Raw genomic sequence first — 26,582 nt, forward strand, 5'->3', positions numbered from 1 at the left:
GGAGAAGCTGGGCTCTCCATAAAAATCGGGCAGATAACCCTTTCCGTGCGCCAAGGGGTTGAACCAGCAGTCCGGAACGAATTATATCACGTCATGATATTGATACGGCCGGAGCTCGACCTTCAACATGTCCGACGTCCCGAACCCCAAATCCTTACCTTCAGACGAAGTGCTCGCCGACCGTCTGGGCCTCACGACGAGAGAGTTCCAACGATATCGCACCCAGAATCTCGTCACGGTTTCCTCAACCGCCGCCGTCGGTGAGAGCGAAGGCCTCATGGTCACCTGCCAGCTTGGAAACCGAGTCTGGGAGTGTCACGTCGTGAACGGGTGCATCACCTTCGAAGAGGTCCGGTTCCTGCGGGGGAAACGCGCAACCAACCCGCGCTAGGTCCGACCGCGAGCGTTAATTTCGACACTTCACGAAGAGGAAAAAAATGAAGAAGCTTGCCAGCCTTGCTGTCGCCGCATCCATGCCATTGACCGCCCATGCTGCGGCTAGGATGGTGTCTCAAAGCGACGACTGGGGCGTGTATTCCTTTATGAGAAACGGATCTCGGGTCTGCTATGCACTATCGGTGCCGAAGGAATCTGTTCCCGCTAATGTGGACCATGGAGAAAACTACTTCCTGATCGCGCCGGCGGAGAAGGGGGGCGGCAATGAACCCGAAGCGATCCTCGGATACTCATTGAAAACTGGCACGACAGTGCAGGTTTCAATCGGGGACAAGACGTTCAAAATGTTCGTCAAGGACAAAGCCGCCTGGGTTTCGGAGGCCGCTCTCGAACCGGAACTCGTCGATGCACTTCGGTCCGGCAGCCAAATGATGCTGCATGCGACGTCGGCGCGAGGCACTCGTACGACCTATACCTATTCACTGACAGGGGTGACAGCGGCGCTAGAGCGCGTTGCCCACTGCAACTGAGGGGCGAATTCAGCCTATACCAAACGGGGCTCTCTGCTCGGGTGTCGCAAGTTCCTTCAGGCGATGCCTGGGAGTCCTGCCACGGGCCGAAAGGAGCAGATCCAGTTCCTGCTTCGAGTTGCCAAACCGCTGAAGAAGCCGCTCCGCCTCGTGCCGACCAATGCCATAGCAGCGCCGTAGGCTGCGGACGTTGTAAAAGGACTCGTCTTGTTCGGCGTGCATTTCAGCCCCTTCCATCGTTGTCACAGCGCTAAGGTTTTCGTGATCATCCACAATGCCATCGCCACCGGCAACGCAGGCGCACTTCAATTCAGTTTCTCGGTAGAGAACGGCTTTTTTACTCTGGGTCGCCATCAACATTGAACCGCTCTCCGGTTATCAAGCGGTTTGCCGCGGCGGCTGGAATACGTCGCGTCGCTCTCTCAGTTCGACGTCCTCATGCGCCCACTTGGCAAAATCGTCCAAAGTCGCCGTCCTKGAGAAGGGGATGCCGAACAGGTACTGGCGATAAGCGATGATGCCGTTTTCGATCCGGGACACGTAACGCGGTCGTCCGGGATCGCGCGACACATAGGCGTGGTCTGGCTGGATCAGCGAGCGTTGCATGTCGAATATCTCCTTGGCAGGAGTAATGAGCGGCGCGCGCAACGGTTCCGTTTCCAGCAGAAAATGTCACGTGATGATGTATGTGAGGGTCAGAGCTGCAGGAAGGCGTAGATCGCTCCGCCCCATATCGCCGCGACGAATAGCACGACGGCGACCAGAAAAACCTTGCTATCAGGGGACACGGTCACGCTCCGACGCTACAGTTCATCGTTGATTTTCGCCGCCCTGCGTCAGAGTTCAATTCACCGCCTGTAGCTGTTGAGCCTGCGAGACCTCGGAAGATGTCTCGCCGGGGATGGAAGCGATGGCGAACATGACCGCGACATAGCAGGCAAATACAGCGGAGAGGAAGGCTGTCTTCGTCATGGGCTCGCTCCTTATATCATGTGGTGACATTCTTTGACGGTTCGCCCATATTGTCAATCATGAATGCAGCATGAACGAAGGAGGGAAATTGGTGGCTGGGGAGAAAATACTGATTGTCGAAGACGACATGCTGATCGCGTCTGATCTTGAGGATATTCTGATGACACTTGGCTATGAGATCTCCGGGATAGCCGACAGCTTTGAGACTGTGCAGCAGTTCGCTGCCTTCAGCACGATTGCCTTGGTGGACGTCAACCTAAGAGACGGAGCGACCGGTCCGCGGATCGGGCAGTATCTCGCGAGCGATTTCGGCGTCGCGGTCGTCATGGTCACGGGAAGCCCCGAACTGATTGAAACCGATCTTTCAAAGGTTATCGGCCTGATATCGAAACCCGCCCATCCGTACTTGATCCGGGACGTTCTCGAATATCTGAGAACAATCCGCGAAGGCGAACGAGGCGTCCCGCCAGGAGGAATGCGGCTCTTCGTTTGAACAAGCTAGGGAGGGGGACGACATGATCGATACACGCGCCGAACTCGGTCATTGGATAGGGCGGCTTGAAATGATTCTGATCAGTCGGGGAGTGCTAAGGGAGGACGGCGAGCTCGCGATCCAGGTCGGATCGCAGTTTCCCAAGGATCTTGAAGACGCGCTGGACGGATTCATCGAGAACCCGATCGAGCTGCTGGGCCTTCTGAAAATATGCCGGGACGCGCGCGACGGCAGACCGTTGTCGCCTGCGGTCTTGATGGCCGCACACCTCATGGCCAGAGAGGTTCTCCAGGCATTGGATTCGCAGGCCGCTGGCGATTTCAGAGCGTAACAATGGCCCGCCCGAAATCATTTCGGACGGGCCTCGCGAGGGCCAGATAACTCATCACTTCCGGCCTGAACTCTAGCTGTCGGTGACTGCGGCATCTCCTCCCGATTGCGGCAGTTCCTTCATCTTCACGAGTTGGTCGGCGCAGGCGTCCGCCGCGTTCGTGATAGTACCGTCGATCCCCGCGATGTTGGTCCAGCCGCCATCGGTGATGAAGTCGTCACGCYGCCATGACGACTTCGCCTGCAGGGCCTTGAGGTTCTCCTGTGCGTCCTTCGCCGTCACAAAGTTATGGACGCAGATGCCCGCGACCAGGTCCGCCTTCGCGTTTCGGACGGCGATGTCGGTCATCACCCTGGCCCTTCCCGACGTCGTCCATCCTCCCCAGGTGAAGCCAAGAGCCATCGTCAATGCCGAGGCCCCGACGATGGACCAGGCCCATAGGGTCTTGGACGGTCGGTAGCTGGACCAGYCACCTTCGCCGCTTTGCATAGCTGTTCTCCTCTTTTATATCACGCCATGATACAATAGTGCGTTCGGAGGTCAAGCGCGTGGTGATCAAGAAATGGTGAGTGACCGTCAGGCCAGTTCCGTCACCTGACGAAGCCGAGACAGGGATTCAGCCAGCAGCGGCTCGTGCGCAAGCATTGCTTCAACATGAACCTTCGCCAGGGATTCAAGGGTCAGCTCGCCCTTCGTCGTCAGGCCGATCAGCACGCTGCGCTTGTCATCTTCTGCGGGTATCCGCTCCGCCAGGCCTGCCGAGCACATCCGATCCACAAGCTGGACGGCGCTGTTGTGTTGCATGAGCATCTGTTCGGCGAGGTCGCGAAGCCTGATCTGCCAGCCCGGCGCCGTGCGCACGACCAGGAGAGCCTGATATTGCTGCGAGGTGACACCAGCCTCGGCAAGGGCCGCCTCGCTGAACGACAAAAACCGCCTCATGGCTAGCCGGAATCCCGCCAGGCCTTCATAGACGTCGTCAGTCAGGCCAGAAGTCCGGCGTCCCGATCGAGGCATGCGAATGGTCCTTCTCAAATGTCATGATGTGACATGAACAGCGGCACACAATAGGAGAACGGTCTGCAAGTTGAGCCGATGCGGTAAGTGTTGGGTCGCAACGGCGTCGACGGATAGCTCGCGAGCCATATTCTCCCGATGTTGCTAAAAAAACTGTGCCAATTTCGTGACCTCACTAGAAAATTCTGTCGTGTTTCAAAGATGCGAATCCGAAGCGTTGCCACGTGACACAGATCATTTGGACGTGAGCCTTGAAGGGAATGGCCGGCATCTTCACCGGCTGGCGGCGTAATGCAGAGCTTAGCACTGTCGACGCGGAGGAGCTGGTAGAATGTAGCTTCGAGCGCTGTGGCCCGTGACTATGATGACGTGTCCGAATCGATCGAGGCGGCCTGATGATCCACGAGATTGAACCTGTGAATGTTCCTCCCTAGTCTGCCTCTTCGGCCGCGGCTTCCGTGAAAATTTCGGACCGGATTTCGTCCACGGTCTTACCCGTCGCACGAAGCGCGACGATCCTCCGGATGGTGGCGTAGGAGTTCGGATCGTTTCGGTTCGTTGCCRAATGCCTGCACCATTCGTCGAGCAGGAGACTTACCACAACGTTTTCGCTGGCTTCCGTCGACGTCGGTTCAGGACGTCGGTGGAAGGGAAGGCTAACGAGCCCGAACAGCTTCAAACCTATCGCGGACGCTGAAAATATCATGCCAGGATATTAATGGTTTTCTTGCTCGCGAGGAAATCACAAACTAGAGGGCGGCCCTCGGAAATCGCTTGGAGAAAGAGGCCCCACTGCCGATGCGCCTTTGCCTAAGCGAAATCGAACGACACCCATTCCAGGCGACTTTCCTCGTGGAAGCTTTGCGTTGGCGCCAGCGAGGATGGGTCGGCGAAGCATCCCAAAGCGACGGCGACGAGCCCTTTCCTGAACTCCGGCATCCAGAAAACCGTCGACCCGCACGCCGGGCAGAACCTGAAATCGATCGATCTACCGCTGTCGCCCGACCGGACGTAGCTGTTCGACGCTCCGGAAGTCTCCATTTGATCCGCTTGGAAGAAGACGGCCACTCCGAACGCGCTGCCGGTGCGACATTGGCAGGCCCGGCAATGGCAGACGGAGATTTTGACGGGTTCTCCGTCGGCGATTATCGAAAGCTGGCCGCAGGAACAACTGGCCGCTCGTCTCATTCCGTGCTCCTCCCAATTGCTGTCCGCGAAGCCAATCGACTGGTCAGGCTTCCCGTCATCGACCCCGCGAGGCCGGTGGAGGGATCGAGCACAGCCCGCGAGCGTTTCGACGCCGGGGTTCGTCGCTCGTCCATGTCGGCACGCTACTCCGATTCCCTTTCGACAACACGCCGCGCCCGGATCGCCGCCGCAATAAAGACCCGTGAAAGACCGTGGTAGAGGGGTTCGCGCGATAGGATCCGCGACGTCACGTAGCCGATCATCGACACCGCCATGATTGGGATGACTGCCTGGTGGTCGCCGGTCATTTCCAGAATGATGACGAAGGCCGTCATCGGCGCCTGCACGACGCCCGCGAAATAGCCGGCCATGCCGAGGATGGCCGCCAGTGCGATGCTGGTGCCGAGCAGGGAGCCGACGGTGCTGCCGAAACCGGCGCCGACGGCAAGCGACGGCGCAAAGATGCCGCCCGGAATACCTGACAGCATGGACAGGAAGCTGGCGGCGAGCTTTTCAACGAAGAAGAGCAGAGGCAGGGCATTGCCTTCGACCGCAGCTCGTGCCTGCTCGTAGCCGGTGCCGAAAGTCGTGCCTCCCGACGCCACGCCGATGACTGCGATCACCAGTCCGCAGATGCCCGCAAGCGCCAGCATGCGCTTCAGCGGCTGTGGTTGCGCCCAGCGGCGGATCTTCTGGCCGAAGTGCAACGCGAAGCCGCTGAAGGCCGCTCCGAGCGCACCACCGCCGATGCCGCAGATCAGAACCAGCCCCCAGTCGCGAAGCTCCGTGGGGGCAGCCGATGCCATGCCGAAATAGTTGTAGCTGCCCGAAAGCCCGAGTGCCGCGAGACCGGAGAGGATGACTGCCGTGAGCACCAGCCCGTTCGCCCGAGACTCGTAGGTCCGGCTCATTTCCTCGATCGCGAAGACGATACCGGCAAGCGGCGTGTTGAAAGCGGCCGCAATTCCCGCTGCCGAACCGGCAAGGATCAGCCCGCGGGCCTGCGCCATGCCACTGAACCGGGCGACAGCGAGCATGATCGACGCGCCGACCTGCACGGTCGGGCCCTCGCGGCCAATCGAGGCGCCAGAGAATAGCCCGAGCACCGTCAACACAATCTTGCCGAAAGCGATCTTCAGTGACAGCAGCCGCGTCCGATCTTCTTCGTCCCGCAGATGTCGCGCGGCGATCGCCTGCGGAATGCCGCTGCCCTGCGAGTTCGGAAACAGCGTCGCCGCCAGATAGGCCGACAGCATGAAGCCGAGCGGGGTCAGCGCAAGTGGCAGCAGGAAGGCCCATTCACCGGACGAGGTGAGAGACCCGAAGCCCTTCTGCGCCAGATCCGCAAGCTTCGCAAAGCCGACGCTGATCACCCCGATTGCCAATGCCCCGCACCAAAACACCAGCCTCGGCTGCCAAAGCGAGAAAGAGCCCCATAAGACGCGGGAGCGGCGAAAGAGCTTGGAATATCGATAGGATGATGGCATGTCGGGGCTCGGCGATACGGGGCGTGGTTGTCCTTTACTAGCGCCATCGCGCCCCAAGATCACCCCCAATTGCAACGTGTCGAACGTGGGCAAGACCGCGGGCGTGCCGAAGCCCACGTTCAACGCATTCGGTTTAGGTTGCCGTCCCTCGGCCGGACGTCGCCGTTATGGTTCAAAGCCTGATGAAAGAACAATGTCGGACGAAGGCCGTCGAATCGGACAGCGAAGAGGGGGGACGTCGCGCGAGAGCTGCTCAAATGGTTTCAGATCGGAGTGACCGACCGTAACCGTCTGAGCGAGCTCCTCACCTCCCGGAACTGACACCGCCCACGGATCCTGCGCGGCGCTCAAGGTTTCGAGGCTGGCCGTCTCCGTGTCGAGCCCATCAGGAGGGCTGCCCCCGCGAGACCCGAGGCGAGTGAACCCGCAAGGATTCCGATCTTCACGTGATCCTGAGACGATGAGTCCGGAAAGGCCAGCACTCCGATGAACAGGCTCATCGTGAACCCGATGCCGCAAAGCAGCGACAGGCCCGTCATCTGAGCCCACGAAGCTCGCGCCGGAAGCTGCGCAAGCCCCGTCTTCACCAGCAAGGTCACCGTTCCGAGCACTCCAGCCAGCTTTCCGAAAAGAAGTCCGGCGGCGATGCCAATTGTCACCGGTTCGATGAGGACGCTGGTGGACGTGCCTGCGAAGGAGACGCCGGCATTGGCAAAACCGAACAACGGCACGATGAAGAATGCGACAGGCTTCTGAAGGGCGTGCTCCAGCCGATGGAGCGGAGAATCGTCGTCCGAGGCCTCGGGCGCGCCGGGAGTGAGCTTCAGCGGAACAGCGAGCGCTAGAACGACGCCCGCAAGCGTTGCATGAATTCCAGACATAAACACCGCAATCCATAGGAGGACGCCCAGACCGAGATAGACCCAGATGTTTTTTGCGCCGGATCGGTTCAAGATGACGAGGTTGCCGATTACAACGGCAGCCGCGGCAAGCGCGATTAGGTTGATATCGGCTGTGTAGAAGGCCGCAATCACGATTACGGCGCCGAGGTCGTCGATGATCGCAAGTGCCGCCAGGAAGATCTTCAGTGACGCCGGGACCCTGTTGCCGAGCAGGGACAGGACGCCAAGAGCGAAGGCGATGTCCGTTGCCGTTGGAATCGCCCATCCCCGCAAATTCGATGGATCCACGAGATTAAAGCCGATGTATATAAGCGCCGGCAGCGCCATCCCGCCTGCGGCGGCGGCACCGGGGAGGATTCGTCTGCCCCAGCTCGACAGTTGGCCGTCGAGCATTTCCCGCTTGATCTCGAGACCGACGAGCAGGAAGAAGATGCTCATCAGGGCGTCGTTGATCCAGTGCTGGAGGCTGAGCGGACCGAGGTAGACATGCAATGCATGAAAATAGAAGTCGGCGACGGAAGAATTCGCGACGACGATCGCCAGCGCCGCCACGGCCATGAGGATGAGACCGCCGGAGGCCTCGCTGTCCAAAAACTGGCGCATAGTTGACCTGATCCGGCCGTGGACGGTGTTCGACATGGTTTCGCGCCCTCGAGCGAGGTTGATCTCGGTCTCCGTCGATCAGGGGAATCCCCGGCGCACGCAGCACACGCCTGATCAAGACCTAGGGGTTGAAGTGATGTTTTGCCAGTGAAATCGACAAGCCTTGTCCGATCGTAACAATGGCTTGCTCCGCAGGTGAAGTATCTTGTCTGCTGATGCGCAGCCCCACGAGCGAGGCCGCGCATCTCCTTCCCGCTCGCATGAGTTCACCCACTCACCACCCGTATCATGCTCGCAGTTGCCGCGGTTGTGCCTGTCGGGATTGGCTTCGCGGTGCCAGCCGAGGTTGTGGGGTCGAGATACGGCAGCTCATGCTGACGGGCAAGCTGGTACGCGGCGAGATCGCACTTGTCACGCAGGACTTCACGCCGGCTCTTTGCAAGGGCGCTTGGGGCCGATGCCAGGTCGGGGGCGCTCGTCAGCGTAGTCCGGCACGGTTCGCGGGCGTTGAACGCAGGAATTCAGCCGGGCGACGTCGTCCGAATGGTGGACGGAAGGACGGTGCGCGGCGCGTCCGACGTACGCAGGCTGGTGAGATCGCTACCATTGCAGTCCAAGCCGTCCTTCCAGATCGATCGCGCCAGCCGAAGGATGGAGGTGTTTCCCGTGGTTTCCGACGCACCGGTCGCCGAACCGGCCGCTCCTCGTACCATCCATATCTCCCGTGGCCCTCTCGCCGACGTCGAGATGGCGAACTCCCCCGACGGTCTCGGCGCGCGCGTCGTCGTCGTCGCCGAGGGTTCGGTCGCGGCACAGGCCGGCCTGCAGCCAGACGACGTTATCGTCGCTGTCGACCAGCAGCCGGTGACCGACGTCGGGCAACTGCTCGCAATTCTCGTGAAGGAGCGTGCCCGCGCTCTCGTCACCGTCGTGAGGAACGGCCACCGCCACTTCGTGGCCGCCGACGTGCAGACCCAGTAGCAGCCCCGCAGACGATGATCTGTCCGCTGAAATCCCAAGGTCGCTCTCGTGCTTGATGAAGATCAACGACGAAACTCTCCGGCACTGGCACGATGTCTCGTCGCAAACCTGAAGGAGGTTGTCATGAACGACATTCATCTCAGACAGAGCATCCTCGACGAAATGGAATTCGAGCCCAGCATCGACGCGGCTGGCATCGGCGTCGCGGTCCACAGCGGGATCGTAACCCTGACCGGTCACGTGCGTACCTACGCGGAGAAAGAGGCCGCAGAGCGGGTGGTTCGTCGCGTAAAGGGCGTACGGGGAATAGCTGCCGACATCGAGGTCCAGATTTTCGGACCGAAGGAAACAGACGACGACGACATCGCCCGTCGGGCTGTCAAAATGCTTGACTGGAACGTCTCCGTGCCAAAGGATTCGGTGCAGGTGCGGGTCCTCAAGGGGTGGATCACCCTGCGGGGCCAGGTCGAGTGGCAATATCAAAAGAACGCGGCCTATGACGCGGTGCGCGATCTCGCCGGCGTCGTAGGGGTATCCAACCTCGTGGAGCTGAAGCCGCGCATTACGGCCGTGGACGTCAAGAAACGCATAGAAGATGCGTTCCAGCGCGACGCCGCTCTGGAGGCTGGTGCAATCAGAATCGACGTGCAAGGCAGAAAGGTCACACTATCTGGCAATGTGAAGACTTGGTCCGAACGGCAGGCAGCGGAGCGCGCTGCATGGTCCGCTCCGGGGATAGGCACTCTCGACGACCGTCTGACGGTCGGGTGATCGAATTATTGCGAGCGGCTGGACGCTAGCCGCTCCGCCCACTCAGCGGCAAGGGCACCGTTGCGAGCGCCCTCGCATACGCCACCAATCCCGAGATCGAAGATCAGACCGTCTTTTCGGCTTTGCCCGACTGGCGCGTCACTCTCGTCTTCGAAACGAAATTCTGCACCTGCCGATGCTGAGCCTCCGTCGTGAGCGTCAGGAAAAGCTTGTTGCCTAGAAAGGCCGATCCGGGATGTTGACTGGATCTGTCGCCAAGACGGCTATCGAGCTCGATGTCCCGTATATCAACGGCGACAGCGCGAATGAGAGTCCTCCCGTTTCTCCGACTTGGAATCCCGCCGTCAAGCGGAATCGCCATCATACTTCTCGTCGAGCAGCAGCCTGAGGCGGGTCGACATCTCCGACGCCGTGTACGGCTTCTTTAGCCAGCCGGCGCCCGCTAAGATCTCCTTCTCCGCAGCATGGGGCTCCGAAAAGCCCGAGGTGAGAAGAATTTTCACCCTCGGCCAGCGTTCGCGAACCTTGCGGGCCAGTTCGTCACCGTTCATTCCAGGCATAGCCACATCGCTGAACAAGAGCGCTACGTCATGCCCCGCGCCCAGCTCCTTCAACGCGTCGATCCCGTTCGTAGCTTCGATCACAGAGTAGCCAAGCGTCTGCAGGCGGCTGACCGTCACTCGGCGAACTCTCGCGTCGTCTTCGACCACGAGAATGGTTTCGGTGCCGTGAGACGGGGCGTCCCTGGCCTGCTGCTCGTCCGGATGGGAATCCTTTCCGGCGTCGGCGCGTGGAAGAAAGAGGCGCACCGTCGTCCCCTCGCCAGGTTCGCTGTAGAGCTGCAGATGCCCTGCGGATTGCTTTGCGAAACCATAGACCATGCTGAGTCCAAGCCCCGTTCCCGAGCCCGTCGGTTTCGTGGTGAAGAACGGTTCGAAAGCCCGCTCCATCACCTCGGGTGTCATTCCGGTGCCGGTATCGGTGACCGAAATGAGGACGTATCTGCCAGGACGGATCGCCGGGTACATCCCGACGTAGTCGGCGTCGATCTCGACGCCCGATATCTCGATCGTCAGACGGCCGCCGGCAGGCATCGCGTCCCTAGCGTTGATCGAAAGGTTGAGAAGCGCGCTTTGGAGCTGCGCCTTGTCTGCCATTGCGCTCAGCCGCCGTCCAGGAATGATCGTCCGGAGCTCGACGGAGTCGCCGAGCGTTCGTTGGACGAGGTCTGAAAACTCTCCAAGCAGGGCGCCGACGTCCAGCTCCTTTGGTGCGAGGGCCTGCCGCCTTCCAAACGCCAGAAGCTGGGAGGTTAGTCTCGCGCCGTCGTCGGCCGCGGACTGCGCCTCCCGCAGCAGGGACAACTGCCCCGGTTCGGCGAGACGGGCCTCGAGCATTTCGAGATTGCCGCTGATGACCGCGAGCAGATTGTTGAAGTCGTGGGCGAGCCCCCCGGTCAACTGCCCGACCGCCTCCATCTTCTGCGACTGCCGCAGCTCGGCCTCGATGCGGTGACGGCTCGTCAGATCCCTGACGAAGCCCGTGAAGATCCGCTTGCCGCCGGCGACCGCCTCGCCGACCGAGAGCTCCATTGGAAAGGTGGTCCCGTTCTTCCTCAGACCGACGACCACGCGTCCGTAGCCGATGATCCGGCGGCGGCCGGTCCGAATGTATGAATCCAGATATCCGTCGTGCGCCTCCCTGTCCGGAGACGGCATCAGCATGGAGACGTTTCGGCCGATGGATTCGTGCGCGGAGTAGCCGAAGAGTTTCTCCGCCGCAGCGCTGAAAGAAGCGATGATACCTCTGTCGTCTATGACGACCATTGCGTCTGGTACCGTATCAAGAATGGACTGGAGGTGAGCCTGCCGCTCCCGCAGCTCGTCCTCGACCTGCTGCATGAGGGTCACGTCGTTGTTGGACTGGACGATGAGAGTGTCCGGATCGCCAAGGTCGAGAACGGTCCACCGCGACACGATCGCCAGTGTGACCCCGTCCTTTCGCCTGTGCCCCACCTGACCACTCCAAAACCCCTTATCACGCACATTGGCTCGAAGCTCCTCCACGTCGGCCGAAAATTGCGTGTCTAAAAGATCGTGGACCACATTTCCCACGGCCTCCGCGGCGGACCATCCATAGAGCTGCTCGCAGCCCGAGGTCCAGCGCTGGATGACGCCGTCGAAGCCGTGGACGATGAGGTTGGCCCCGTCGAACATGCGTACCATCCGGTCCAGGTCGGTCTCACTGGTAGCGTGTTCCAGCATAGCGTGCTCCCGAGTCTATATCTTCGAAGGCGTCGTCCAGGTCTTCGTCGGCTGAGCGGGCCAACGCCCACCGGCTGGCAACTTTGAACTGATGCTTCTCCGCAGGCAATAGTACGCCCTTGACGACCAGCTTGGTAAGCGTCCTCGACACGGTTTCGATCGTCATGCCGAGATGGTCGGCGATGTCGGCGCGGACCATCGGCAGACTGATCGTCCGGCCGTCCCGCGCCTCGTTCCGTTCCAGCCGATGCAGCAGGAAGGTGCAGACGCGCTGCTCGGCGTTCTTGTGCGACAGCAGGAGCATGTGGTCCTGCGCTGCGGAAATCTCGTCGCGTAGTTGCGACAGAAGCTGAAGCCGGAATTCAGGCACCAATTGCAGTTCCTCTTCCAGCGTACGCTTGTTCATCCGGGAGAAGGACACTTCGTCGATCGCCTCGCCTGCAAACATGTATCTGTTGTGAAAAGACAATCCGACCAAGTCGCCCGCGCCAAGGAAGCCGATGATGAGGCGGCGGCCGTCGGGAAGGAACCTGCATATGCGCACGTTCCCGCGTAGAATGCGAAACACGTGGCGGGCGGCGTCGCCTTCGAAGAAGATCGTGGTTCCCGACTGGGCGGTCTCAACGGTCTGGCGCATGAAGAGCGGCGCGAAGTCGATCATTCCGTGCGCCAATGGTCGTTCGAGTGAGTGAATGTTTGATGCCGCTTGCATATCGTGGCTCCATCTGCCGTTGCGTGGCGTGGATTTGACCGAACTCTGATGACACAGAGATGCGAGGAGCGTAAGAATTGATGCGATCGTGTAACAATCCGTAACAACTTGAGAATGCCGGGATGACGAGCGGAACTGTCAGGCGGACCCGCATACTTGTCGTGGACGACGATGTCCGGATCCAAAGAATGCTCACGCAGTATCTCGGCGAGGAGGGGTTCGACGTCGATGTGGCAGGCGGCAGCTCGCAGATGCGCGCCAGAATGGCGGGATCGAAATTCGACGCCGTCCTGCTCGATCTCGTTTTGCCGGGAGACTGCGACGGGCTCCAGCTTGCCAGGGAGATCCGTGCCAGCTCGGACGTTCCTATCATAATGCTGTCCGGCCGCGACGATGTGATGGACCGCGTCGTCGGTCTGGAGGTCGGCGCGGACGACTACATAGGCAAGCCGTTCCATCTCCGGGAGGTGCTCGCCCGCGTGAGGACCGTCCTGCGAAGACGAACCGCTCCCAACGAAGCCGCACCCCCGGAAGAAGACGTGCTGCGCTTCGCGGGGTGGCGGCTCGATGTGGAACGGCGGGCGGTATTCAACCCGGCCGGAGACGAAGTGGCGATGTCGACGGGCGAGTTCGACATGCTGCACGTGTTCGCCACTCATGCGGGGCGCGTCATGACGCGCGACATGCTGATGGACTTGACGCACAAGCGTGGCCGCGACGGTTTCGACCGCACCATCGACGCGCTTATCGTCAGATTGCGGCGCAAGATCGAGACGGATCCGACAAATCCTAGCCTGATCAAGTCCGTCCGTGGCGTCGGCTATCTCTTCACAGCAAGGCCGGAGACGGCTTGTGGTCGACCCTGACCATCAGGCCATGGTCCCATCGATGGAATCTGTCCTCGTTTTCCATCTCAGCGAAACTGCTTGGAAACCGCCCCCAGAGCCGCATGAAATCGCATCCGACCGACCGCCTTCTCAACGAGGTGAACAGGACGTCCGCGATGGCCACGTCGTCGATGACGCTCGCCGCCACGAAGATCGGAACGTCCATCAATCGTCCGGCGATCGGATGCGTGCCGATCCTGTAGGCGGCCAGCCCACGCACATAGCCTGCTGGATCCTTTAGCGAGACGAGCGTCCACCGATCGGCGCTCGCCACGACTTGCGCCCAATCGTCGGCAGAGAAGCAGGGAGCCGCCACCTGGATTAGGCTGTAGGCGTGCAATGCATCGTCCGTATGGAGCAGGCGGACGTGATATCCCGACGTCATGGCGGTTTTCCTCCTCGATCGAGAGAAATTTTCGCATGCTCCTGCGGTCGGGGCATTGTCCCAGGTCAATCCTCAGTCCGGGGAGACCCGAAAGACAAAAACCAGGGTGATTTGACGGCGATCAAAGACCGAGGATGCAATGAACTGTTCTATGTGCGCGTCGCCGCCTGTGAACGACGGCATTCTTTAGAGAAGGAGAATGACAATGGCAGATGCATCGAAACTTTCCGTAAAGACAGACGCAAGGCCGGCGGCGCCCGCCGACCGTTGGTGGCCCCTCGACAGCCTCCGGTCCGAGATCGACCGCGTCTTCAGCGAATTCGGAAGCCCGTCGATCTTCGACCGGGCCTTCAGCAGGATGCCGGCCGCTTTCTCGCGCAACATGCTAGCCCTCGACCTCGTTGAATCCGAGAAGGCCTTCGAGCTGTCGGCCGAGCTTCCGGGCGTGGACGCCAAGGATCTCGAGGTCACGCTCGCCGACGGTGTGCTGACCATCAAGGGCGAGAAGAACGAGACCAAGGAGGAGAAGGAAAACGACTACTACCTCTCCGAACGGCGTTACGGATCCTTCCATCGAAGCCTGGAATTGCCGCGCGGCGTGGACAGCGAGAAGATCGAGGCGAACTTCTCCAACGGCGTTCTCAAGGTCTCGCTGCCGAAGACCCCCGAGCGGCAGCAGAACGGCAAGAAGATCACTGTCAAGGCGTCCTGAGGGTCAACCCTCCGCTACGCCGAGGGGCGGCGTACGGTGGGCGCGGAGAGAGGGAGGGGGCGACCCCCAGCCACTAACTTAAATGTGGAATCGTTAGCACCATGTTCAGCAGTACCCCTTATAACGCAAGTTATCGGGGGTATTGCCAATGCCGGAGATTTCTTCGGGAGGTCAAAAGCGGCTTCGATTGCCACTCCCCTTCCGGGGCGTGAACGTCAACTTTTGCAAAAAATCCGCATTGCCCAAACTTTGGAGTCGCCGCCGACGTGGAAGATCAGCGCGGCAGATCGACTGGGAACCAACAGACCCCCTACCGTGTAACGGGAGCCTCGACGGACGCCTCGCYCTTCTGCAAGTTCTGCGGCGTCCACACCGTCATCAAAAGCAACAAAGCGGTTTGGGAAGAGTTCGACAGGCACCTACAGGCGCTTGCTCTTCCCCACGGTCATCGCTGCTCGAACCAGGCATGCTCAAATCACTCCAGACCGCTTGATTCGCACCCCGAAGGATACTACCGCCACGGAACCAACGCGAGCGGCGAAGCTCGGTTCCGATGCCGGGAGTGCCGGGCGACCTTCTCAACCTCGAAAGGGCATGCCAGGCAGCGGACGTCGCACGAGAACAAGACCGTCTTCCAGCTTCTCGTCGCCAAGGTCGCGCTGGCCAGGATCGCGCAGGTCACGGGGCTTCACCCCAAAACGGTCTACGACAAGATCGACTTCATCTACGGGCAGTGCGTCAAGTTCGTAGCGGATCGCGAGCGGCGGCTCCCGGACATGCCGCTGGGCGACATGCGGCTCGCCACTGACATGCAAGACTACATGGTGAACTGGCCAACCAAGGAAATGCGGAAGACGATCCAGTTCAGGGCAATCGCGACAAGCTGTCTCAACACCGGATACGTCCTCGCCTGCCATCCGCAGCTCGACTTGCGGATCGACACGCTCGAAGTTCACCGTCTCGTCGAGGAATGTGGCGATCTTCTTCGAAAGCCTGCTTTCCGCGAGTTTGCAAGGCTTTGGAACTTCGAGGACTACGCAAGGTCGATGTCGCTACCACCTCACACCTTCGGGCCTACCCGTGAGGACCAGGAGGGTCCCGAGCATATGACTTCGGATCGCCAGCTCCCGAAACAGGGTGCAATGGTTCACATCGACTACCTCATGATCGGCCACTTCAAGTACCTGCGCCATCTTCTCGGCCGCGCAGATCACGTCTACTTTTCCCTCGACGCCGATCCGGGCCTACCGACCGCAGTGCTGGCAACCTGGGTCGACCGGGCCATGGCTCGGAAGATCGACGTCGCTGTCATGACCTTCGACAAGGGTGTGACCATCGACGAGAAGAACCGCCGGGTGCTAGAGGCCGCAAAGCTCAGGGCGTTGGCGGAGGCGGCTTATCCCGACCTCCACCCATTCAAGGCCTGGCTGACCTACTTCCTGATGAGCAGCGGATTTGATCGGATCAGCCGCACCGAGCGTGGAGAGGTGCTGCGGAAGTACGGCGTCGACTACCCGTTCATCAACAAATCGGAACCAGGCAAGCGAGTTTTTCTTTTTACCGATGACGCACGCCGCAGTGGTCTTGAGATCGCGACCATCCTCCACGACACCTCGCTGCACCAGGTCGACAGGTTCTTCATGCAGGTTCGGCGCAGCATCGCAGGTCTCGAGCGAGCGCCGTCGTACCCAAGGCGGGCGTCGCGAAAATGGTACCTCTACGGGTTCTATTCACCGGACATGGTGGAGAAGATGCTTGTGATCTTCCGCACCTACTTCAACTACATCGCCAAAGGAAAAGACGGAAACACTCCTGCGATGCGCTTGGGCCTCGCCAAGGGCGCGATCCGCTTTGAAGACATTCTGTATTTCGAATAATCGCCGAGCCCAAAAAATGCGGGGACTGCCAGCGGACATCAAGTCACCCGATTATGGCCATCCCCACGATCCGGCTTGGCTGGCGAGCAAAATAAGCAAGACGAAAAGTGCCATAAGCGGAAGTATCAACTTGGCTTGCCTTACATGGAATGACGGAGGCGCTCTCATCATATCCGTTTTCTTCCCGATCTCGGTCAGCATAACCCAAAAGACCGCGCCAAATGTCAAAGTTGCTGCAATCAGTAATGCCACTTTTATCATGGCTGCAACTTAATTGATTGCCTAGATAACGCAAGAACCTCGGTTGTTTGAGCACGTTACGGCCGCCTTCGGGTCCGTCAGCGGTCACAGCCACAAACGTGGAACCGAAAAATTCTAGCGATTCCACATTTGCGTTAGTGGCTGGGGGGCGACCCCTCCCTCTTTTTCAGTTGATGCGGATGTGGTTCTCGACGGTGGCGACGCCTGGAACAGACCAGGCCGTCCGTTCGGCGACGCCGCGTTCGTGCCAAGCGCGCACGCCGCCTTCGAGAACGACCTTGTCGTCCTGAACCTTCACCGAAATGCCTCCGGCGTCGACTTCGGCGCTCCTTTTCAGCGCGTCTTCAATCCGACGGCGGACGTCCGGCACCGTCGGGCACGGCCGCATCGTGAGCAGATTGAGGACGCCGACGACGCCACCGAGCTTCCTGACTGCACGTTCGGCAGCAGCCCTCTGGAACTGCCAGCGCACTTCGCCAGACAACGTCACCCAGCCGTCCTCGACCTTTACATGAACCGGCCCCTCCGGAAGTGCCGTGGTCCAGGCGATGATGTCGATAGCCCGCGAGGCAATCTGGTCGTCCGCGTGCTGCTTGTGACCTACGCATCGCACCTCGATGTCCACGGCCACCGCCCGGACGCCCTTCACCCGCGCTGCCACCTCCTCCGCCGTCAGCTTTTCGGCATAGGTCGAGACATGACCGGAGAGGGTCGCGATGCCATCTTCCACTGACACGCCGATATGGGCGGCGTCGATGCTAGGTTCGAACGCCAGCTCGTCGAGTACGTCCTGTTGGATTTCTGGATCCGTCATTTCTACCTCCTGTTGGGTTCCGAAGCCTGGTGGCCTCGCGGGGTATGATGCGCCATCCGAAATCTCGCGCGTTGCGCTTGGTCAATTGAACCTGGGGACCGGCCCGCATCTGCGCGAACCGACCGGCAGGCGAGCCGCGAGCATGTCTTTGACCTTCGTCAACGTGCGGTCGTCCGGGGTGCCATAAAGTGCCCGACAACACATAGGAGTTGTCATGGCCAATCCGATCCTTCACTTCCACGGCGCCGCGGGGTCGGTCACCGGGTCGACCTTCCTTTTGGAGACCGGTGGCACGCGCATTCTGATCGACTGCGGAATGTTCCAAGGCTCGAAGTCGGAGAAGGAGCTCAACTACAAGCCATTCCCCTTCGTACCATCGCGGATCGACGCAGTGCTGCTCACGCATGCGCACATCGACCATTCGGGCCTGCTTCCGAAGCTCGCGAAGGCGGGATATGGCGGGCCAATCTTTGCAACGGCAGCAACGATCGACCTTTGCACGATCATGCTCCAGGATTCGGGTCACATCCAGGAGTCGGAGGTCCGACAGCTCAACGGAAGGAATCGTAGAAGGGCGCGAGCGACGGTGGAGCCCATCTATACCGCCGACGACGCCCGCAGCATGCTGCCGCAGTTCATCGTGGTCGAGTATGGCGAGTGGCGGGAGACCGTCGGCGGCGTAAGGTTCCGCTACTGGAATGCCGGACATCTGATGGGTTCGGCATCCATCGAAGTCGAGACGTCCGGCGCCGACGGGGCGACAAGAATTTTGTTCTCGGGCGACGTCGGCGCGAGCAACAAGCTGTTCGAAAACCTCCCTCTGGCGCCTTCCGGGGTCGATTACCTCATCTGCGAAAGCACATACGGAGACAGGGAACGGGAAGAGTACGCCCTGAAAGATCGACGGGACCGGCTGCGCGAAGTGGTGGCGAGCTCGAACAGCCCCGGCGGGGTTCTTCTCATTCCCTCCTTTGCCGTCGAGAGGACGCAGGAGGTGCTGACTGATCTCGTCGCCCTCATGGACGAAGGAGAGGTGCCGCGGTGCCCAATCATGATTGACTCGCCGCTCGCGTCGCGAGCGACCGAGGCATTCAAGAAGCATGCGGCGGACCTCGGTCACGGCGGCAAGGCGTTCCTTCGCGCGCTCAACGCGCCGAACGTCCGCTTCACCGAGACGGCCGAGCAGTCGAAGGCCCTCGATCTCGTCCGTGGCTTTCACATCATCATCGCGGCAAGCGGAATGTGCGAAGCGGGGCGGATCCGCCACCGCCTGAAGAACTGGCTCTGGCGGCCGGAGTGCACCGTGCTGTTCGTCGGGTTCCAGGCGGCTGGGACGCTCGGCCGCATCCTGCAGGAGGGCGCGACCGACGTCCGAATCCAGGGCGAGGAGATTCACGTCTGCGCCAGGATGGCCACGCTCGACGCCTACAGCGGACATGCCGATGCAAGCGAACTGGATGCGTGGGTTGCCGGTCGGGAACCGATCCGGAAGGCGATCTTCCTTGTCCATGGAGAGGAGAGCGCTCGTCAAGCGATGTCCGCCCGGCTCCCGAAGCAAGTTTCCGTAAAGGTCGTCTGCCCGTCTTTGGACGACGCCTATGAGCTTGCACCGGCGGGTGCACGCCTCATCGAGGACACGACGCCCGCACGTATCAAGCCGGTCGTGCCCGGCAGGCCTGACTGGAACAACGACTATCAGGGATTCGTTCTGGACCTGTCCGATCGTCTGAAATCCGTCGCCGACGAAAAGGGCCGCGCCGTCGTGCTGCGCAGGCTTCGACGCGCACTGGATCCGGACGATGCTGCGGCGGTCGAAGGGAGGAGGGACGGCAATGTTAATCATGGATCGTGACTGCAAGCGCGGCGGGGAACGCTTCGCGATACCGAGCCAGGGGGAGGTGCAAGGCAAGCTTATCGTCTTGGAGGTCGTCGCTATAACCTGCCTGCGGGAGGTTCTCGCTTCGAAGAATGCCTTCGCGGTCGCCGCGTTGAAGAAGAAGGTTCTGCGGGCGATGAAGGAGGAGTGCGCGCCGTTCGGTCTGTCGTCGGAAGACGAGAAGGCCGCCTTGGAGTACGCATGCGAGTTCTTCGAAGAGGCTAGCAAGGAGGCAGGCAGGCAGACTGCGACGAAGATGGCTGCGAAGTCTGCTGGGACTGCACGCCCCAGGGGTTCGGGCCATGGATAGGGTTGCGGTCACTTTCAACGCCGGGTCCTCCAGCCTCAAGGTCGGCGTCTTCAGGCTGAAGGACGGTCGGGCGCTCCGGCTGGGAGGCGGTGTTGCCACGCTCGGAGACCAGTCAAGATTCACATTCCGATTTTCTGACGGGGACGAGACTGTCGATCTTCCGTCCGGGACAGCGATCGACGCGCGGCTGGTTTCGCAGGTCGTCGATTGCATCGTCCGCAGAGGATTCGACCCCGTGGTTGCCGGCCATCGCATCGTCCATGGGGGACAGGTCTTCGATGGCCCCGTTCTGCTGGAACCCAAGGTCGTCCTCAGAATGGAAGACCTGACGCATCTTGCGCCGGTGCACCTCCCTCCTGCGCTTGCCATCATCCGCGAAGTCCGGAGCGCATATCCGGACATACCGCAGACCGCGTCCTTCGATACCGCATTCCATTCGTCGCAGAGCAGTCTTGCCGCACGGCTCGCCATTCCAAGAGAGCTGCACGACGCCGGGGTCCGCAGATACGGCTTCCACGGTCTTTCCTATAAGTACGTCGCCGGCGAACTCAGGAAACACGATCCCGACCTGGCCGCCGGCCGTGTCATCTGTGCGCATCTTGGAAGCGGCGCGAGCCTCTGCGGCATGGTCGACGGCGTGAGCATAGACGCCAGCATGGGCTTCTCCCCGCTGGACGGAATTCCGATGTCGACCCGGCCAGGCTCGCTCGATCCGGGCGCCGTCGTCCATCTTCTGCGCAACAATTTCCACGACGCGGATCGTCTTGAGGATTTCCTCTATCACCGTTGCGGCCTGCTCGGCGTCTCCGGCAAAAGCGGCGACGTCCGTGTCCTGCTGCAGGACTTCCATCCGGCATCCAGGGAAGCCCTCGACCTCTTCTGCTTCAGGATTGCCGGCGAGATAGGAAGGCTCGTCGTCTCTCTGGGCGGCGTGGACGCCGTCGTCTTCACCGCCGGCATAGGCGAGCATCAGCCAGAGATACGCACTGGCGTCGCCCACCATCTGGCTTGGCTGGGTCTCTCGTTGAGCGAGCCCGCGAACAAGATGAACGCGACCGTGATCAGCGCAAGAGAAAGCGAAATCGTCGCCCTCGTCATTCCGACCGACGAGGAACAGGTGATCGCCGACGAAGCGATCGAAGTCATCAGCCGCCACAGGCTTTAAGGATACCAACATGTCTGAACGTAGAAGCCCACCGCCCACCGAGCGCGAGCTCGAACTCATCGACCGCTACTGGCGGGCCGCCAACTATCTGTCCATCGGCCAGATCTATCTCATGGACAATCCGCTTCTGCGCGAGCCGCTTCGGCCGGAACACATCAAGCCCCGTCTTCTCGGACATTGGGGAACGACGCCCGGCCTCAACTTCATCTACGCCCATCTCAACCGCGTCATCAAGGCTCGGGACGGAGATGTCCTTTATGTGTGCGGGCCTGGCCACGGCGGGCCGGGAATGGTTGCCAACACCTATCTGGAGGGGACATACAGCGAGGTATATCCCGACATCTCGGAGGATGCCGATGGCATGCGTAAGCTGTTCAGGCAGTTTTCCTTTCCGGGAGGCACACCCAGCCACGTCGCCCCGGAGACCCCCGGTTCGATCCACGAAGGCGGCGAACTCGGATATGCGCTGGTCCACGCCTTCGGCGCCGCGTTCGACAATCCGGACCTCGTGGTAGCCTGCGTGGTCGGCGACGGCGAAGCGGAGACAGGACCTCTCGCGGCGGCTTGGCATTCGACGAAGTTTCTCAATCCTGCTCGCGACGGCGCGGTGCTGCCGATCCTGCATCTCAACGGCTACAAGATCGCCAATCCTACGATCCTGGCGAGGACCAGCGACGAGGATCTCCGCAGCCTGTTCGTTGGATTTGGCTATGAGCCGATCTTCGTCGAGGGCCACGAGCCGGCGGACATGCATCGGCAGATGGCGGCCGCCTTCGACCGGGCCTTCGACGTCATCGAATCCTTGCAGGCGTCGGCGAGGAACGGGTCGCCCGCGGCCGGCGTGCCGCGGTGGCCCATGATCGTGCTTCGCAGCCCCAAGGGGTGGACCGGGCCGAAGGAGGTCGACGGCAAGAAGGTGGAGGGTTTCTGGCGTGCCCATCAGGTGCCTGTCGCCAATTGCCGCGGCGATGCCGGCCACCGAAAGATCCTCGAGGACTGGATGCGAAGTTATGATCCCGACGACTTGTTCGAAACGGACGGGCGGCTCAAGGACGAGTTGCGATGCCTGGCGCCGACCGGTGAGAAGCGCATGGGAGCGACGCCGTACGCAAACGGTGGACGGATGCGCAAGGAGCTGCAGCTTCCAGACATTCGCGACCACGCGGTCTCGATCGACGTTCGTGGCGCTTCCCAGGTCCAGTCGACAGAGATTTTAGGCCGGTATCTGCGGGACGTCATGCGGCTCAACGCCGAGGCCAAGAACTTCCGGATCTTCGGGCCGGACGAGACCGAATCGAACCGGCTGGGTGCCGTCTTCGAGCAGACTGACCGCGTTTGGATGCAAGAGATCGAAGACTACGACGTCCATCTCGGCAGAGACGGACGGGTCATGGAGGTTCTCAGCGAGCATCTCTGCCAGGGCTGGCTGGAGGGATATCTCCTGACCGGTCGCCACGGGCTTTTCTCATGCTACGAGGCCTTCATCCACATCATCGACTCGATGTTCAACCAGCATGCCAAGTGGCTCAAGGTTTCGCGAGGACTGGATTGGCGGGAGCCGGTATCGTCTCTCAACTACCTCCTGACGTCGCATGTCTGGCGACAGGATCACAACGGCTTCTCGCATCAGGACCCCGGCTTCGTCGATCTGGTCGCCAACAAGAAGGCCGACATCGTCCGCATCTATCTACCGCCGGACGCCAACACGCTGCTGTGGGTCGGCGATCACTGCCTGAAGACATACGACCGCGTCAACGTGATCGTCGCCGGCAAGCAGCCGGAGTCCCAGTACCTGACGATCGACGAGGCGGTGAAGCATTGCGAGGAGGGCATTGGCGTCTGGGACTGGGCGAGCTTCGAGAACGATACGATCGCGCCGGACGTAGTGATGGCATGTGCGGGCGACGTGCCGACCATGGAGACGCTAGCGGCCGTCATGYTGCTGCACGAGGCGATACCAGATCTCAAGATCAGGACGGTGAACGTCGTCGATCTGCTCGCGCTGCAGGATCCCAAGGAGCATCCCCATGGCCTCGACGATCGGCGGTTCGATGGTATCTTTACGAAGGACAGGCCGGTCATCTTCGCCTACCATGGCTATCCCTATCTCATCCATCGGTTGACTTACCGGCGTACCAATCACGGCAACATTCACGTGCGCGGGTTCGTGGAGGAGGGAACGACGACGACGCCATTCGACATGACCGTATTGAACGAGCTGGACAGGTATCATCTCGCTCTCGAGGCGATTGCGCGARTGCCCGATCTCGCCGAAAAGGTGCCACACGTGATCGCAGACCTGCATGCAAAGCTCGACGAGCACCGGGCGTTCGTGCGGGAGCGTGGAGAAGACATGCCCGAGATCCAGAATTGGCGCTGGGCACGCTCCTAAGGCGACTGAGCACTTTGTTTGGAAATCGCTGTTGAGAGATCCGCCAATCTTGAAAATACGGGACCTGCGGATCAAGCAAAAGTGAAACCATAACACTCGACCATCGGAGCCGGGGCGCACGGCTTCAATAGATAGTGAGTTAGAGGACGAGCCATGCCACCCGATACAGCCAATTTAGCATCCTACTCCTTGCCGCAGCGCATCCTGCACTGGTTGACGGCGGCGCTCGTCATTTACAATCTGCTCCTTCCGGACGGGATGAGCGAGTGGCGCCGGTCCGTCAGGCGGACGGGTTCAGCCAGTCTCGAACAAGTGGCCGGCGCCAACATCCATGCCTACGTCGGCATCGCAATTCTGTTTCTGATCGGCATTCGCCTCGTCCTTCGTTTCGTCCAGGGAGCCCCTCCGGCACCTCCCCAGGAACCCGCGAAATTCGGCTTGGCTGCCAAGGCCGCTCATGCGGCCCTTTACTTCCTTCTTGTGGCATTGCCGGTAACGGGGATGGCAGCGTTCTATCTTGGTTACGATGGTGCGGGCGACGTTCATGCCGAGGTGCTGAAGGTGATACTGTGGGTATTGATCGCCGCCCACGTCCTTGGCGCGTTAGTCCATCAATTCTATTGGAAGACGAATGTCTTGAGACGCATGACTGTCGGCTGAACCGTGCCAAGTCGTTGCCCCGCAGGTCTGGTCCGGGCGGATGTCGCACACGAGCCCGGCGATAGGAGTTTGTGTCGAGCGCCTGCACGCCGGTTCATTGCCGTCAGGAATGAACCGATGCTGCAAGAGCGTCGTCCTCCGCTCTGATGCGGATCGTCAGGACCATGGCGTTGGCGACTGAAAATAGCAACGCGAGGCTGGACAATCCGATGCAGAGTGGAAGTGTTGCAATCTCGCCCACCACCACGACGTAGTTTGGATGTCGCACAAACCGGTAAGGCCCCTCGGCGACAAGGACCTCTCCGGGAACCACGATGATCCTCGTGGTCCAACGACGCCCGAGCGTGAAGAGTGTCCACAGCCGGGCCACTTGGAAAACTGCGAAAATCACAAGCCACTCCAGGCGAATGGGCGTGTTCCATGCGAACCGCCAAAGGCCAGCTATCCATGCAAAATGCAGGAAGACGATCAGCGGATAGCGCCCGGCGGCGACCTCGACCGCGCCACGAGCAAGCAACGCCTGCGTGTTACGTCGCGTGCGAGCCAAAGCTCCCCGAGCCGCTCGAGCGTGACCGCAGCGAGAAGAATGATCGAGGCGATCATGCTGCAGTCTTCAACGAGAGGCAGCTAAGCGTGAAGCCCGGCCCCATCGCCGTCAGGACAGTTCGCCTGGGTAGTCCGTGGGCGAGAAGCTTCTCGAGTACGAACAGCGCGGTTGGCGACGACATGTTCCCATAATCCGAGAGAACCTCACGTTCCTTGTCGAGGGTTCCCTGGCTCAGTTTAAGTGCCGATTCCAAGGCGGTGATGACCTTGGATCCACCGGGGTGGCACGCAAACCGGTCAACGTCGGCAGGAGTGAGATCTGATCGGGCAAGTATGGATGTCACGCCCTTCAAGACGTGAGTTTCTGCAAACGGTGGTATGGCACGGTCGAAGATCACGCCTAGACCCTCCGTATCGACGCTCCACCCCATGATGTCCAGCGTGTCGGGCCACGTATGCTGGCCTGCAAATTCGACCTCGGCCAGACCGGCCTCGCTGGCGCGGACCACGCAGGCGGCGGCCCCGTCGCCGAAGAGGGCGGTCGCCACGATATTCGCCTTCGTAAGCTTGTCCATCCGGAATGCCAATGTGCAGGTCTCGACCGCGACCAGCAGCACGACCGAGCCTGGCCGGGATGCCGCCAGCCGTGACGCGATCGACAGCCCGGAGACTCCGCCGGCACAGCCGAGGCCGAACACGGGCACCCGTTCGACGTCGTCCCGCAAACCCAGCTCTCTGCTTACCCTCGCTTCCAGACTAGGTGTCGCAATACCAGTCGAGGAGACCGTTACGATCGTGTCAACGTCGCCTGCGGCCAGGCCAGCCGACGCAAGCGCTTTACTGGCGGCGGACACGAACATCGCACCCGCGCCCTCGATATGAGCGAGGTTTCTCTCGGGCCATCCCGACGTCTCGAGATACCACTCGATCGGCCGGACGCCGTAGCGTCGTTGAATCCCCGAGGTTTCGAACACCTTTGCCAATTTTTCGAAATCGCCAAATCGGGATGAGAACGCGGCGTGCGAGGCTAGCGCCGCGTCACGCTGATCGATGACATGTGGCGGGACTGCGGTACCGACGGATACCAGCTTGACAGAATGCTGCATAGGACTCCTTGCGGCGGCGCGGAAAGACTTTGGTGTGCCGCGCGAGGACGAGACCGAACCATAACGGCTTGATCCTGCAAAAGGTTGCAATGCCGGCGACCCTGATGCCGCACTTCGTCGGAAAGCTCCGGAGACGCCGACGCGCGAAGGTGGCCTCCCGTGCCTTCGTGTCCGGCTTGATCCACGTCAATGCGCTCGACGTGTGTTGGATCCGTAATCGTCCGGTCAACAAGGAGACTGCGCGATGCTTGCTAAAGACATTATGACGACCCCCGTGACGACGATCGACGAGGGACATAACGTCAGGGAAGCCGTCGAGATCGTCAACGCCAGCAAGATTGGCGCGGTGCCCGTCGTCGATGGCGAAGGTCGGCTCACGGGCATCGTCACCGAGGGAGACCTGCTGCGCCGGGTGGCGTCGTCTTGGGCCAGACGGGCGGTACCGCATACGCGCGACCGCGACGATGCACTGGCGGACTATGTGAAGGCCCGAAGCTGGCGCGTCAAGGACGTGATGTCGACGCCTGTCATCAGCGCCGCCCCCACCGCCACCACGAGCCAGCTCGCGGAACTCCTGCAGGCCCACGACATCAAACACCTGCCCGTCGTCGAGAACGGCAGGCTCGCCGGCATGATCAGCCGTCGCGACTTGATGCGAGCGCTTCTCGATGTTCCACGGCAGTGCACCGCTTCCGGCGACGAGGCCCTCGGGATCGCAGTTCGTAGCCGCCTGGACGCCGAGCTTGAAATAACGCCCCCCATGGTCAATGCGACCGTCTCCAACGGGGTGGTCACCCTGAGGGGAGAGGTCGAGACGGAGCTGGAACGCTCAGCGGCCAGGGTGGCGGCGGAAAGCGTCCGCGGCGTCGGCGGCGTGGTGAACAAGATCACCTTGGCTTCCGCATGGTGAGCCCCCTCAAACGATGAAGTCCACGGAAAGTTTA

Annotated in this window: 27 protein-coding genes and 1 pseudogene; 14 read left to right on the plus strand and 14 right to left on the minus strand. The window is 60.9% G+C overall.

The features are described from left to right. The first annotated feature begins 437 nt into the window (after positions 1 to 437). Positions 438 to 926 carry an invasion associated locus B family protein gene (locus AC1ECN_RS09685; protein ID WP_130672402.1) on the plus strand — a complete coding sequence of 163 codons (489 nt, stop codon included), beginning with the start codon at positions 438 to 440 and terminating at the stop codon, positions 924 to 926. Between the two features lie 9 nt (positions 927 to 935). On the opposite strand, the gene AC1ECN_RS09690 is transcribed toward AC1ECN_RS09685, so the two are convergent. The 3 genes from AC1ECN_RS09690 to AC1ECN_RS09700 all read right to left on the minus strand — a co-directional run bounded on the left by AC1ECN_RS09690 (position 936) and on the right by AC1ECN_RS09700 (position 1,898). Further along, positions 936 to 1,286: a hypothetical protein gene (locus AC1ECN_RS09690; RefSeq protein WP_245488676.1), complete on the minus strand. Its 351-nt coding sequence runs from the start codon at positions 1,284 to 1,286 to the stop codon at positions 936 to 938. An 18-nt stretch (positions 1,287 to 1,304) separates the two neighbouring features. Then, entirely contained in the window at positions 1,305 to 1,574 is a 270-nt protein-coding gene (locus AC1ECN_RS09695; protein WP_197727401.1) for a hypothetical protein, read from the minus strand. A gap of 195 nt (positions 1,575 to 1,769) precedes the next feature. Then, complete coding sequence (locus AC1ECN_RS09700; protein WP_018069779.1) at positions 1,770 to 1,898, minus strand: hypothetical protein; 129 nt, start codon at positions 1,896 to 1,898, stop codon at positions 1,770 to 1,772. A gap of 70 nt (positions 1,899 to 1,968) precedes the next feature. Between AC1ECN_RS09700 and AC1ECN_RS09705 the strand changes: the two genes are divergently transcribed. Both AC1ECN_RS09705 and AC1ECN_RS09710 read left to right on the plus strand, forming a co-directional pair. After that, positions 1,969 to 2,391: a response regulator gene (locus tag AC1ECN_RS09705; protein WP_204332766.1), complete on the plus strand. Its 423-nt coding sequence runs from the start codon at positions 1,969 to 1,971 to the stop codon at positions 2,389 to 2,391. 22 nt (positions 2,392 to 2,413) lie between these two features. Beyond that, positions 2,414 to 2,722: a hypothetical protein gene (locus AC1ECN_RS09710; protein WP_130672403.1), complete on the plus strand. Its 309-nt coding sequence runs from the start codon at positions 2,414 to 2,416 to the stop codon at positions 2,720 to 2,722. 72 nt (positions 2,723 to 2,794) lie between these two features. Here AC1ECN_RS09710 and AC1ECN_RS09715 read toward each other — a convergent pair whose 3' ends face one another. From AC1ECN_RS09715 to nhaA, 5 genes are all read right to left on the minus strand, one after another. Next, on the minus strand, positions 2,795 to 3,211 hold the full coding sequence (locus AC1ECN_RS09715) for a hypothetical protein (RefSeq protein WP_477952862.1): 417 nt from the start codon (positions 3,209 to 3,211) through the stop codon (positions 2,795 to 2,797). Positions 3,212 to 3,298: 87 nt separating this feature from the next. Next, a complete protein-coding gene (locus tag AC1ECN_RS09720) occupies positions 3,299 to 3,664 on the minus strand; it encodes a MarR family winged helix-turn-helix transcriptional regulator (protein ID WP_245488677.1) in 366 nt (121 codons plus the stop codon). Between the two features lie 885 nt (positions 3,665 to 4,549). Continuing rightward, a complete protein-coding gene (locus AC1ECN_RS09725; RefSeq protein ID WP_130764636.1) occupies positions 4,550 to 4,927 on the minus strand; it encodes a GFA family protein in 378 nt (125 codons plus the stop codon). A 143-nt stretch (positions 4,928 to 5,070) separates the two neighbouring features. Beyond that, complete coding sequence (locus tag AC1ECN_RS09730) at positions 5,071 to 6,414, minus strand: chloride channel protein (protein WP_018069785.1); 1,344 nt, start codon at positions 6,412 to 6,414, stop codon at positions 5,071 to 5,073. A gap of 347 nt (positions 6,415 to 6,761) precedes the next feature. After that, the gene (gene nhaA, locus AC1ECN_RS09735) at positions 6,762 to 7,955 is read right to left on the minus strand and encodes a Na+/H+ antiporter NhaA (RefSeq protein WP_130672405.1); all 1,194 of its coding nucleotides are present in this window, start codon (positions 7,953 to 7,955) and stop codon (positions 6,762 to 6,764) included. A 372-nt stretch (positions 7,956 to 8,327) separates the two neighbouring features. Here nhaA and AC1ECN_RS09740 point away from each other — a divergent pair, with 372 nt between their 5' ends. Beyond that, the gene (locus tag AC1ECN_RS09740) at positions 8,328 to 8,900 is read left to right on the plus strand and encodes a PDZ domain-containing protein (RefSeq protein ID WP_245488678.1); all 573 of its coding nucleotides are present in this window, start codon (positions 8,328 to 8,330) and stop codon (positions 8,898 to 8,900) included. A 123-nt stretch (positions 8,901 to 9,023) separates the two neighbouring features. Continuing rightward, positions 9,024 to 9,671: a BON domain-containing protein gene (locus tag AC1ECN_RS09745; RefSeq protein ID WP_130672406.1), complete on the plus strand. Its 648-nt coding sequence runs from the start codon at positions 9,024 to 9,026 to the stop codon at positions 9,669 to 9,671. Positions 9,672 to 10,015: 344 nt separating this feature from the next. Here AC1ECN_RS09745 and AC1ECN_RS09750 read toward each other — a convergent pair whose 3' ends face one another. Both AC1ECN_RS09750 and AC1ECN_RS09755 read right to left on the minus strand, forming a co-directional pair. Then, positions 10,016 to 11,935, minus strand: coding sequence for a hybrid sensor histidine kinase/response regulator (locus tag AC1ECN_RS09750; protein ID WP_130672407.1), 1,920 nt, complete (start codon positions 11,933 to 11,935; stop codon positions 10,016 to 10,018). Beyond that, positions 11,913 to 12,596 carry a helix-turn-helix domain-containing protein gene (locus tag AC1ECN_RS09755; RefSeq protein WP_245488679.1) on the minus strand — a complete coding sequence of 228 codons (684 nt, stop codon included), beginning with the start codon at positions 12,594 to 12,596 and terminating at the stop codon, positions 11,913 to 11,915. The genes AC1ECN_RS09750 and AC1ECN_RS09755 overlap by 23 nt, the downstream gene beginning before the upstream one ends. Positions 12,597 to 12,769: 173 nt before the next feature. On the opposite strand from AC1ECN_RS09755, the gene AC1ECN_RS09760 reads away from it, so the two are divergent. Continuing rightward, positions 12,770 to 13,513, plus strand: a complete 744-nt coding sequence (locus AC1ECN_RS09760) for a response regulator (RefSeq protein ID WP_130672409.1) — start codon at positions 12,770 to 12,772, stop codon at positions 13,511 to 13,513. Here the strand turns inward: AC1ECN_RS09760 and AC1ECN_RS09765 are convergent. Continuing rightward, on the minus strand, positions 13,476 to 13,919 hold the full coding sequence (locus tag AC1ECN_RS09765; RefSeq protein WP_130672410.1) for a hypothetical protein: 444 nt from the start codon (positions 13,917 to 13,919) through the stop codon (positions 13,476 to 13,478). The genes AC1ECN_RS09760 and AC1ECN_RS09765 overlap by 38 nt on opposite strands. A 205-nt stretch (positions 13,920 to 14,124) precedes the next feature. On the opposite strand from AC1ECN_RS09765, the gene AC1ECN_RS09770 reads away from it, so the two are divergent. Both AC1ECN_RS09770 and AC1ECN_RS09775 read left to right on the plus strand, forming a co-directional pair. Then, positions 14,125 to 14,631, plus strand: a complete 507-nt coding sequence (locus tag AC1ECN_RS09770) for an Hsp20/alpha crystallin family protein (RefSeq protein WP_130672411.1) — start codon at positions 14,125 to 14,127, stop codon at positions 14,629 to 14,631. Positions 14,632 to 14,897: 266 nt separating this feature from the next. Then, positions 14,898 to 16,508, plus strand: a complete 1,611-nt coding sequence (locus AC1ECN_RS09775; protein ID WP_477952867.1) for a transposase — start codon at positions 14,898 to 14,900, stop codon at positions 16,506 to 16,508. Positions 16,509 to 16,935: 427 nt separating this feature from the next. Here AC1ECN_RS09775 and AC1ECN_RS09780 read toward each other — a convergent pair whose 3' ends face one another. Next, positions 16,936 to 17,583, minus strand: a complete 648-nt coding sequence (locus AC1ECN_RS09780) for a BON domain-containing protein (RefSeq protein WP_130672412.1) — start codon at positions 17,581 to 17,583, stop codon at positions 16,936 to 16,938. 214 nt (positions 17,584 to 17,797) lie between these two features. Between AC1ECN_RS09780 and AC1ECN_RS09785 the strand changes: the two genes are divergently transcribed. The 5 genes from AC1ECN_RS09785 (at position 17,798) to AC1ECN_RS09805 (ending at position 23,986) form a co-directional block, all read left to right on the plus strand. After that, positions 17,798 to 19,435 (plus strand): MBL fold metallo-hydrolase, encoded by a 1,638-nt coding sequence (locus tag AC1ECN_RS09785; protein WP_130672413.1) that lies wholly within the window; start codon positions 17,798 to 17,800, stop codon positions 19,433 to 19,435. Next, the gene (locus AC1ECN_RS09790; RefSeq protein ID WP_130672414.1) at positions 19,416 to 19,769 is read left to right on the plus strand and encodes a hypothetical protein; all 354 of its coding nucleotides are present in this window, start codon (positions 19,416 to 19,418) and stop codon (positions 19,767 to 19,769) included. The genes AC1ECN_RS09785 and AC1ECN_RS09790 overlap by 20 nt, the downstream gene beginning before the upstream one ends. After that, the gene (locus tag AC1ECN_RS09795; RefSeq protein ID WP_130672415.1) at positions 19,762 to 20,934 is read left to right on the plus strand and encodes an acetate/propionate family kinase; all 1,173 of its coding nucleotides are present in this window, start codon (positions 19,762 to 19,764) and stop codon (positions 20,932 to 20,934) included. The genes AC1ECN_RS09790 and AC1ECN_RS09795 overlap by 8 nt, the downstream gene beginning before the upstream one ends. A gap of 10 nt (positions 20,935 to 20,944) precedes the next feature. Continuing rightward, positions 20,945 to 23,326, plus strand: a complete 2,382-nt coding sequence (locus tag AC1ECN_RS09800) for a phosphoketolase family protein (protein ID WP_477952869.1) — start codon at positions 20,945 to 20,947, stop codon at positions 23,324 to 23,326. A gap of 153 nt (positions 23,327 to 23,479) precedes the next feature. Further along, positions 23,480 to 23,986 (plus strand): cytochrome b, encoded by a 507-nt coding sequence (locus AC1ECN_RS09805; protein WP_130672417.1) that lies wholly within the window; start codon positions 23,480 to 23,482, stop codon positions 23,984 to 23,986. A gap of 103 nt (positions 23,987 to 24,089) precedes the next feature. Here the strand turns inward: AC1ECN_RS09805 and AC1ECN_RS09810 are convergent. Continuing rightward, positions 24,090 to 24,589 (minus strand): annotated as a pseudogene (locus AC1ECN_RS09810) (isoprenylcysteine carboxyl methyltransferase family protein). After that, positions 24,586 to 25,638 (minus strand): type III polyketide synthase, encoded by a 1,053-nt coding sequence (locus AC1ECN_RS09815; protein ID WP_130672418.1) that lies wholly within the window; start codon positions 25,636 to 25,638, stop codon positions 24,586 to 24,588. Before AC1ECN_RS09815 ends, AC1ECN_RS09810 begins: the two are co-directional and overlap by 4 nt. 244 nt (positions 25,639 to 25,882) lie before the next feature. Between AC1ECN_RS09815 and AC1ECN_RS09820 the strand changes: the two genes are divergently transcribed. Further along, the gene (locus AC1ECN_RS09820) at positions 25,883 to 26,548 is read left to right on the plus strand and encodes a CBS domain-containing protein (RefSeq protein ID WP_018073255.1); all 666 of its coding nucleotides are present in this window, start codon (positions 25,883 to 25,885) and stop codon (positions 26,546 to 26,548) included. Positions 26,549 to 26,582 lie beyond the last annotated feature (34 nt).

The sequence above is a fragment of the Rhizobium sp. 01N447_2 genome (assembly GCF_056399245.1).

Coding starts and splice junctions, on each gene's coding strand:
- AC1ECN_RS09685 (WP_130672402.1), top strand. CDS start 438: ATGAAGAAGCTTGCCAGCCTTGCTGTCGCCGCATCCATGCCATTGACC.
- AC1ECN_RS09690 (WP_245488676.1), bottom strand. CDS start 1,286: ATGTTGATGGCGACCCAGAGTAAAAAAGCCGTTCTCTACCGAGAAACT.
- AC1ECN_RS09700 (WP_018069779.1), bottom strand. CDS start 1,898: ATGACGAAGACAGCCTTCCTCTCCGCTGTATTTGCCTGCTATGTCGCG.
- AC1ECN_RS09705 (WP_204332766.1), top strand. CDS start 1,969: ATGAACGAAGGAGGGAAATTGGTGGCTGGGGAGAAAATACTGATTGTC.
- AC1ECN_RS09710 (WP_130672403.1), top strand. CDS start 2,414: ATGATCGATACACGCGCCGAACTCGGTCATTGGATAGGGCGGCTTGAA.
- AC1ECN_RS09720 (WP_245488677.1), bottom strand. CDS start 3,664: ATGAGGCGGTTTTTGTCGTTCAGCGAGGCGGCCCTTGCCGAGGCTGGT.
- AC1ECN_RS09725 (WP_130764636.1), bottom strand. CDS start 4,927: ATGAGACGAGCGGCCAGTTGTTCCTGCGGCCAGCTTTCGATAATCGCC.
- AC1ECN_RS09730 (WP_018069785.1), bottom strand. CDS start 6,414: ATGCCATCATCCTATCGATATTCCAAGCTCTTTCGCCGCTCCCGCGTC.
- nhaA (WP_130672405.1), bottom strand. CDS start 7,955: ATGTCGAACACCGTCCACGGCCGGATCAGGTCAACTATGCGCCAGTTT.
- AC1ECN_RS09745 (WP_130672406.1), top strand. CDS start 9,024: ATGAACGACATTCATCTCAGACAGAGCATCCTCGACGAAATGGAATTC.
- AC1ECN_RS09750 (WP_130672407.1), bottom strand. CDS start 11,935: ATGCTGGAACACGCTACCAGTGAGACCGACCTGGACCGGATGGTACGC.
- AC1ECN_RS09755 (WP_245488679.1), bottom strand. CDS start 12,596: ATGATCGACTTCGCGCCGCTCTTCATGCGCCAGACCGTTGAGACCGCC.
- AC1ECN_RS09760 (WP_130672409.1), top strand. CDS start 12,770: ATGACGAGCGGAACTGTCAGGCGGACCCGCATACTTGTCGTGGACGAC.
- AC1ECN_RS09765 (WP_130672410.1), bottom strand. CDS start 13,919: ATGACGTCGGGATATCACGTCCGCCTGCTCCATACGGACGATGCATTG.
- AC1ECN_RS09770 (WP_130672411.1), top strand. CDS start 14,125: ATGGCAGATGCATCGAAACTTTCCGTAAAGACAGACGCAAGGCCGGCG.
- AC1ECN_RS09780 (WP_130672412.1), bottom strand. CDS start 17,583: ATGACGGATCCAGAAATCCAACAGGACGTACTCGACGAGCTGGCGTTC.
- AC1ECN_RS09785 (WP_130672413.1), top strand. CDS start 17,798: ATGGCCAATCCGATCCTTCACTTCCACGGCGCCGCGGGGTCGGTCACC.
- AC1ECN_RS09790 (WP_130672414.1), top strand. CDS start 19,416: ATGTTAATCATGGATCGTGACTGCAAGCGCGGCGGGGAACGCTTCGCG.
- AC1ECN_RS09795 (WP_130672415.1), top strand. CDS start 19,762: ATGGATAGGGTTGCGGTCACTTTCAACGCCGGGTCCTCCAGCCTCAAG.
- AC1ECN_RS09805 (WP_130672417.1), top strand. CDS start 23,480: ATGCCACCCGATACAGCCAATTTAGCATCCTACTCCTTGCCGCAGCGC.
- AC1ECN_RS09815 (WP_130672418.1), bottom strand. CDS start 25,638: ATGCAGCATTCTGTCAAGCTGGTATCCGTCGGTACCGCAGTCCCGCCA.
- AC1ECN_RS09820 (WP_018073255.1), top strand. CDS start 25,883: ATGCTTGCTAAAGACATTATGACGACCCCCGTGACGACGATCGACGAG.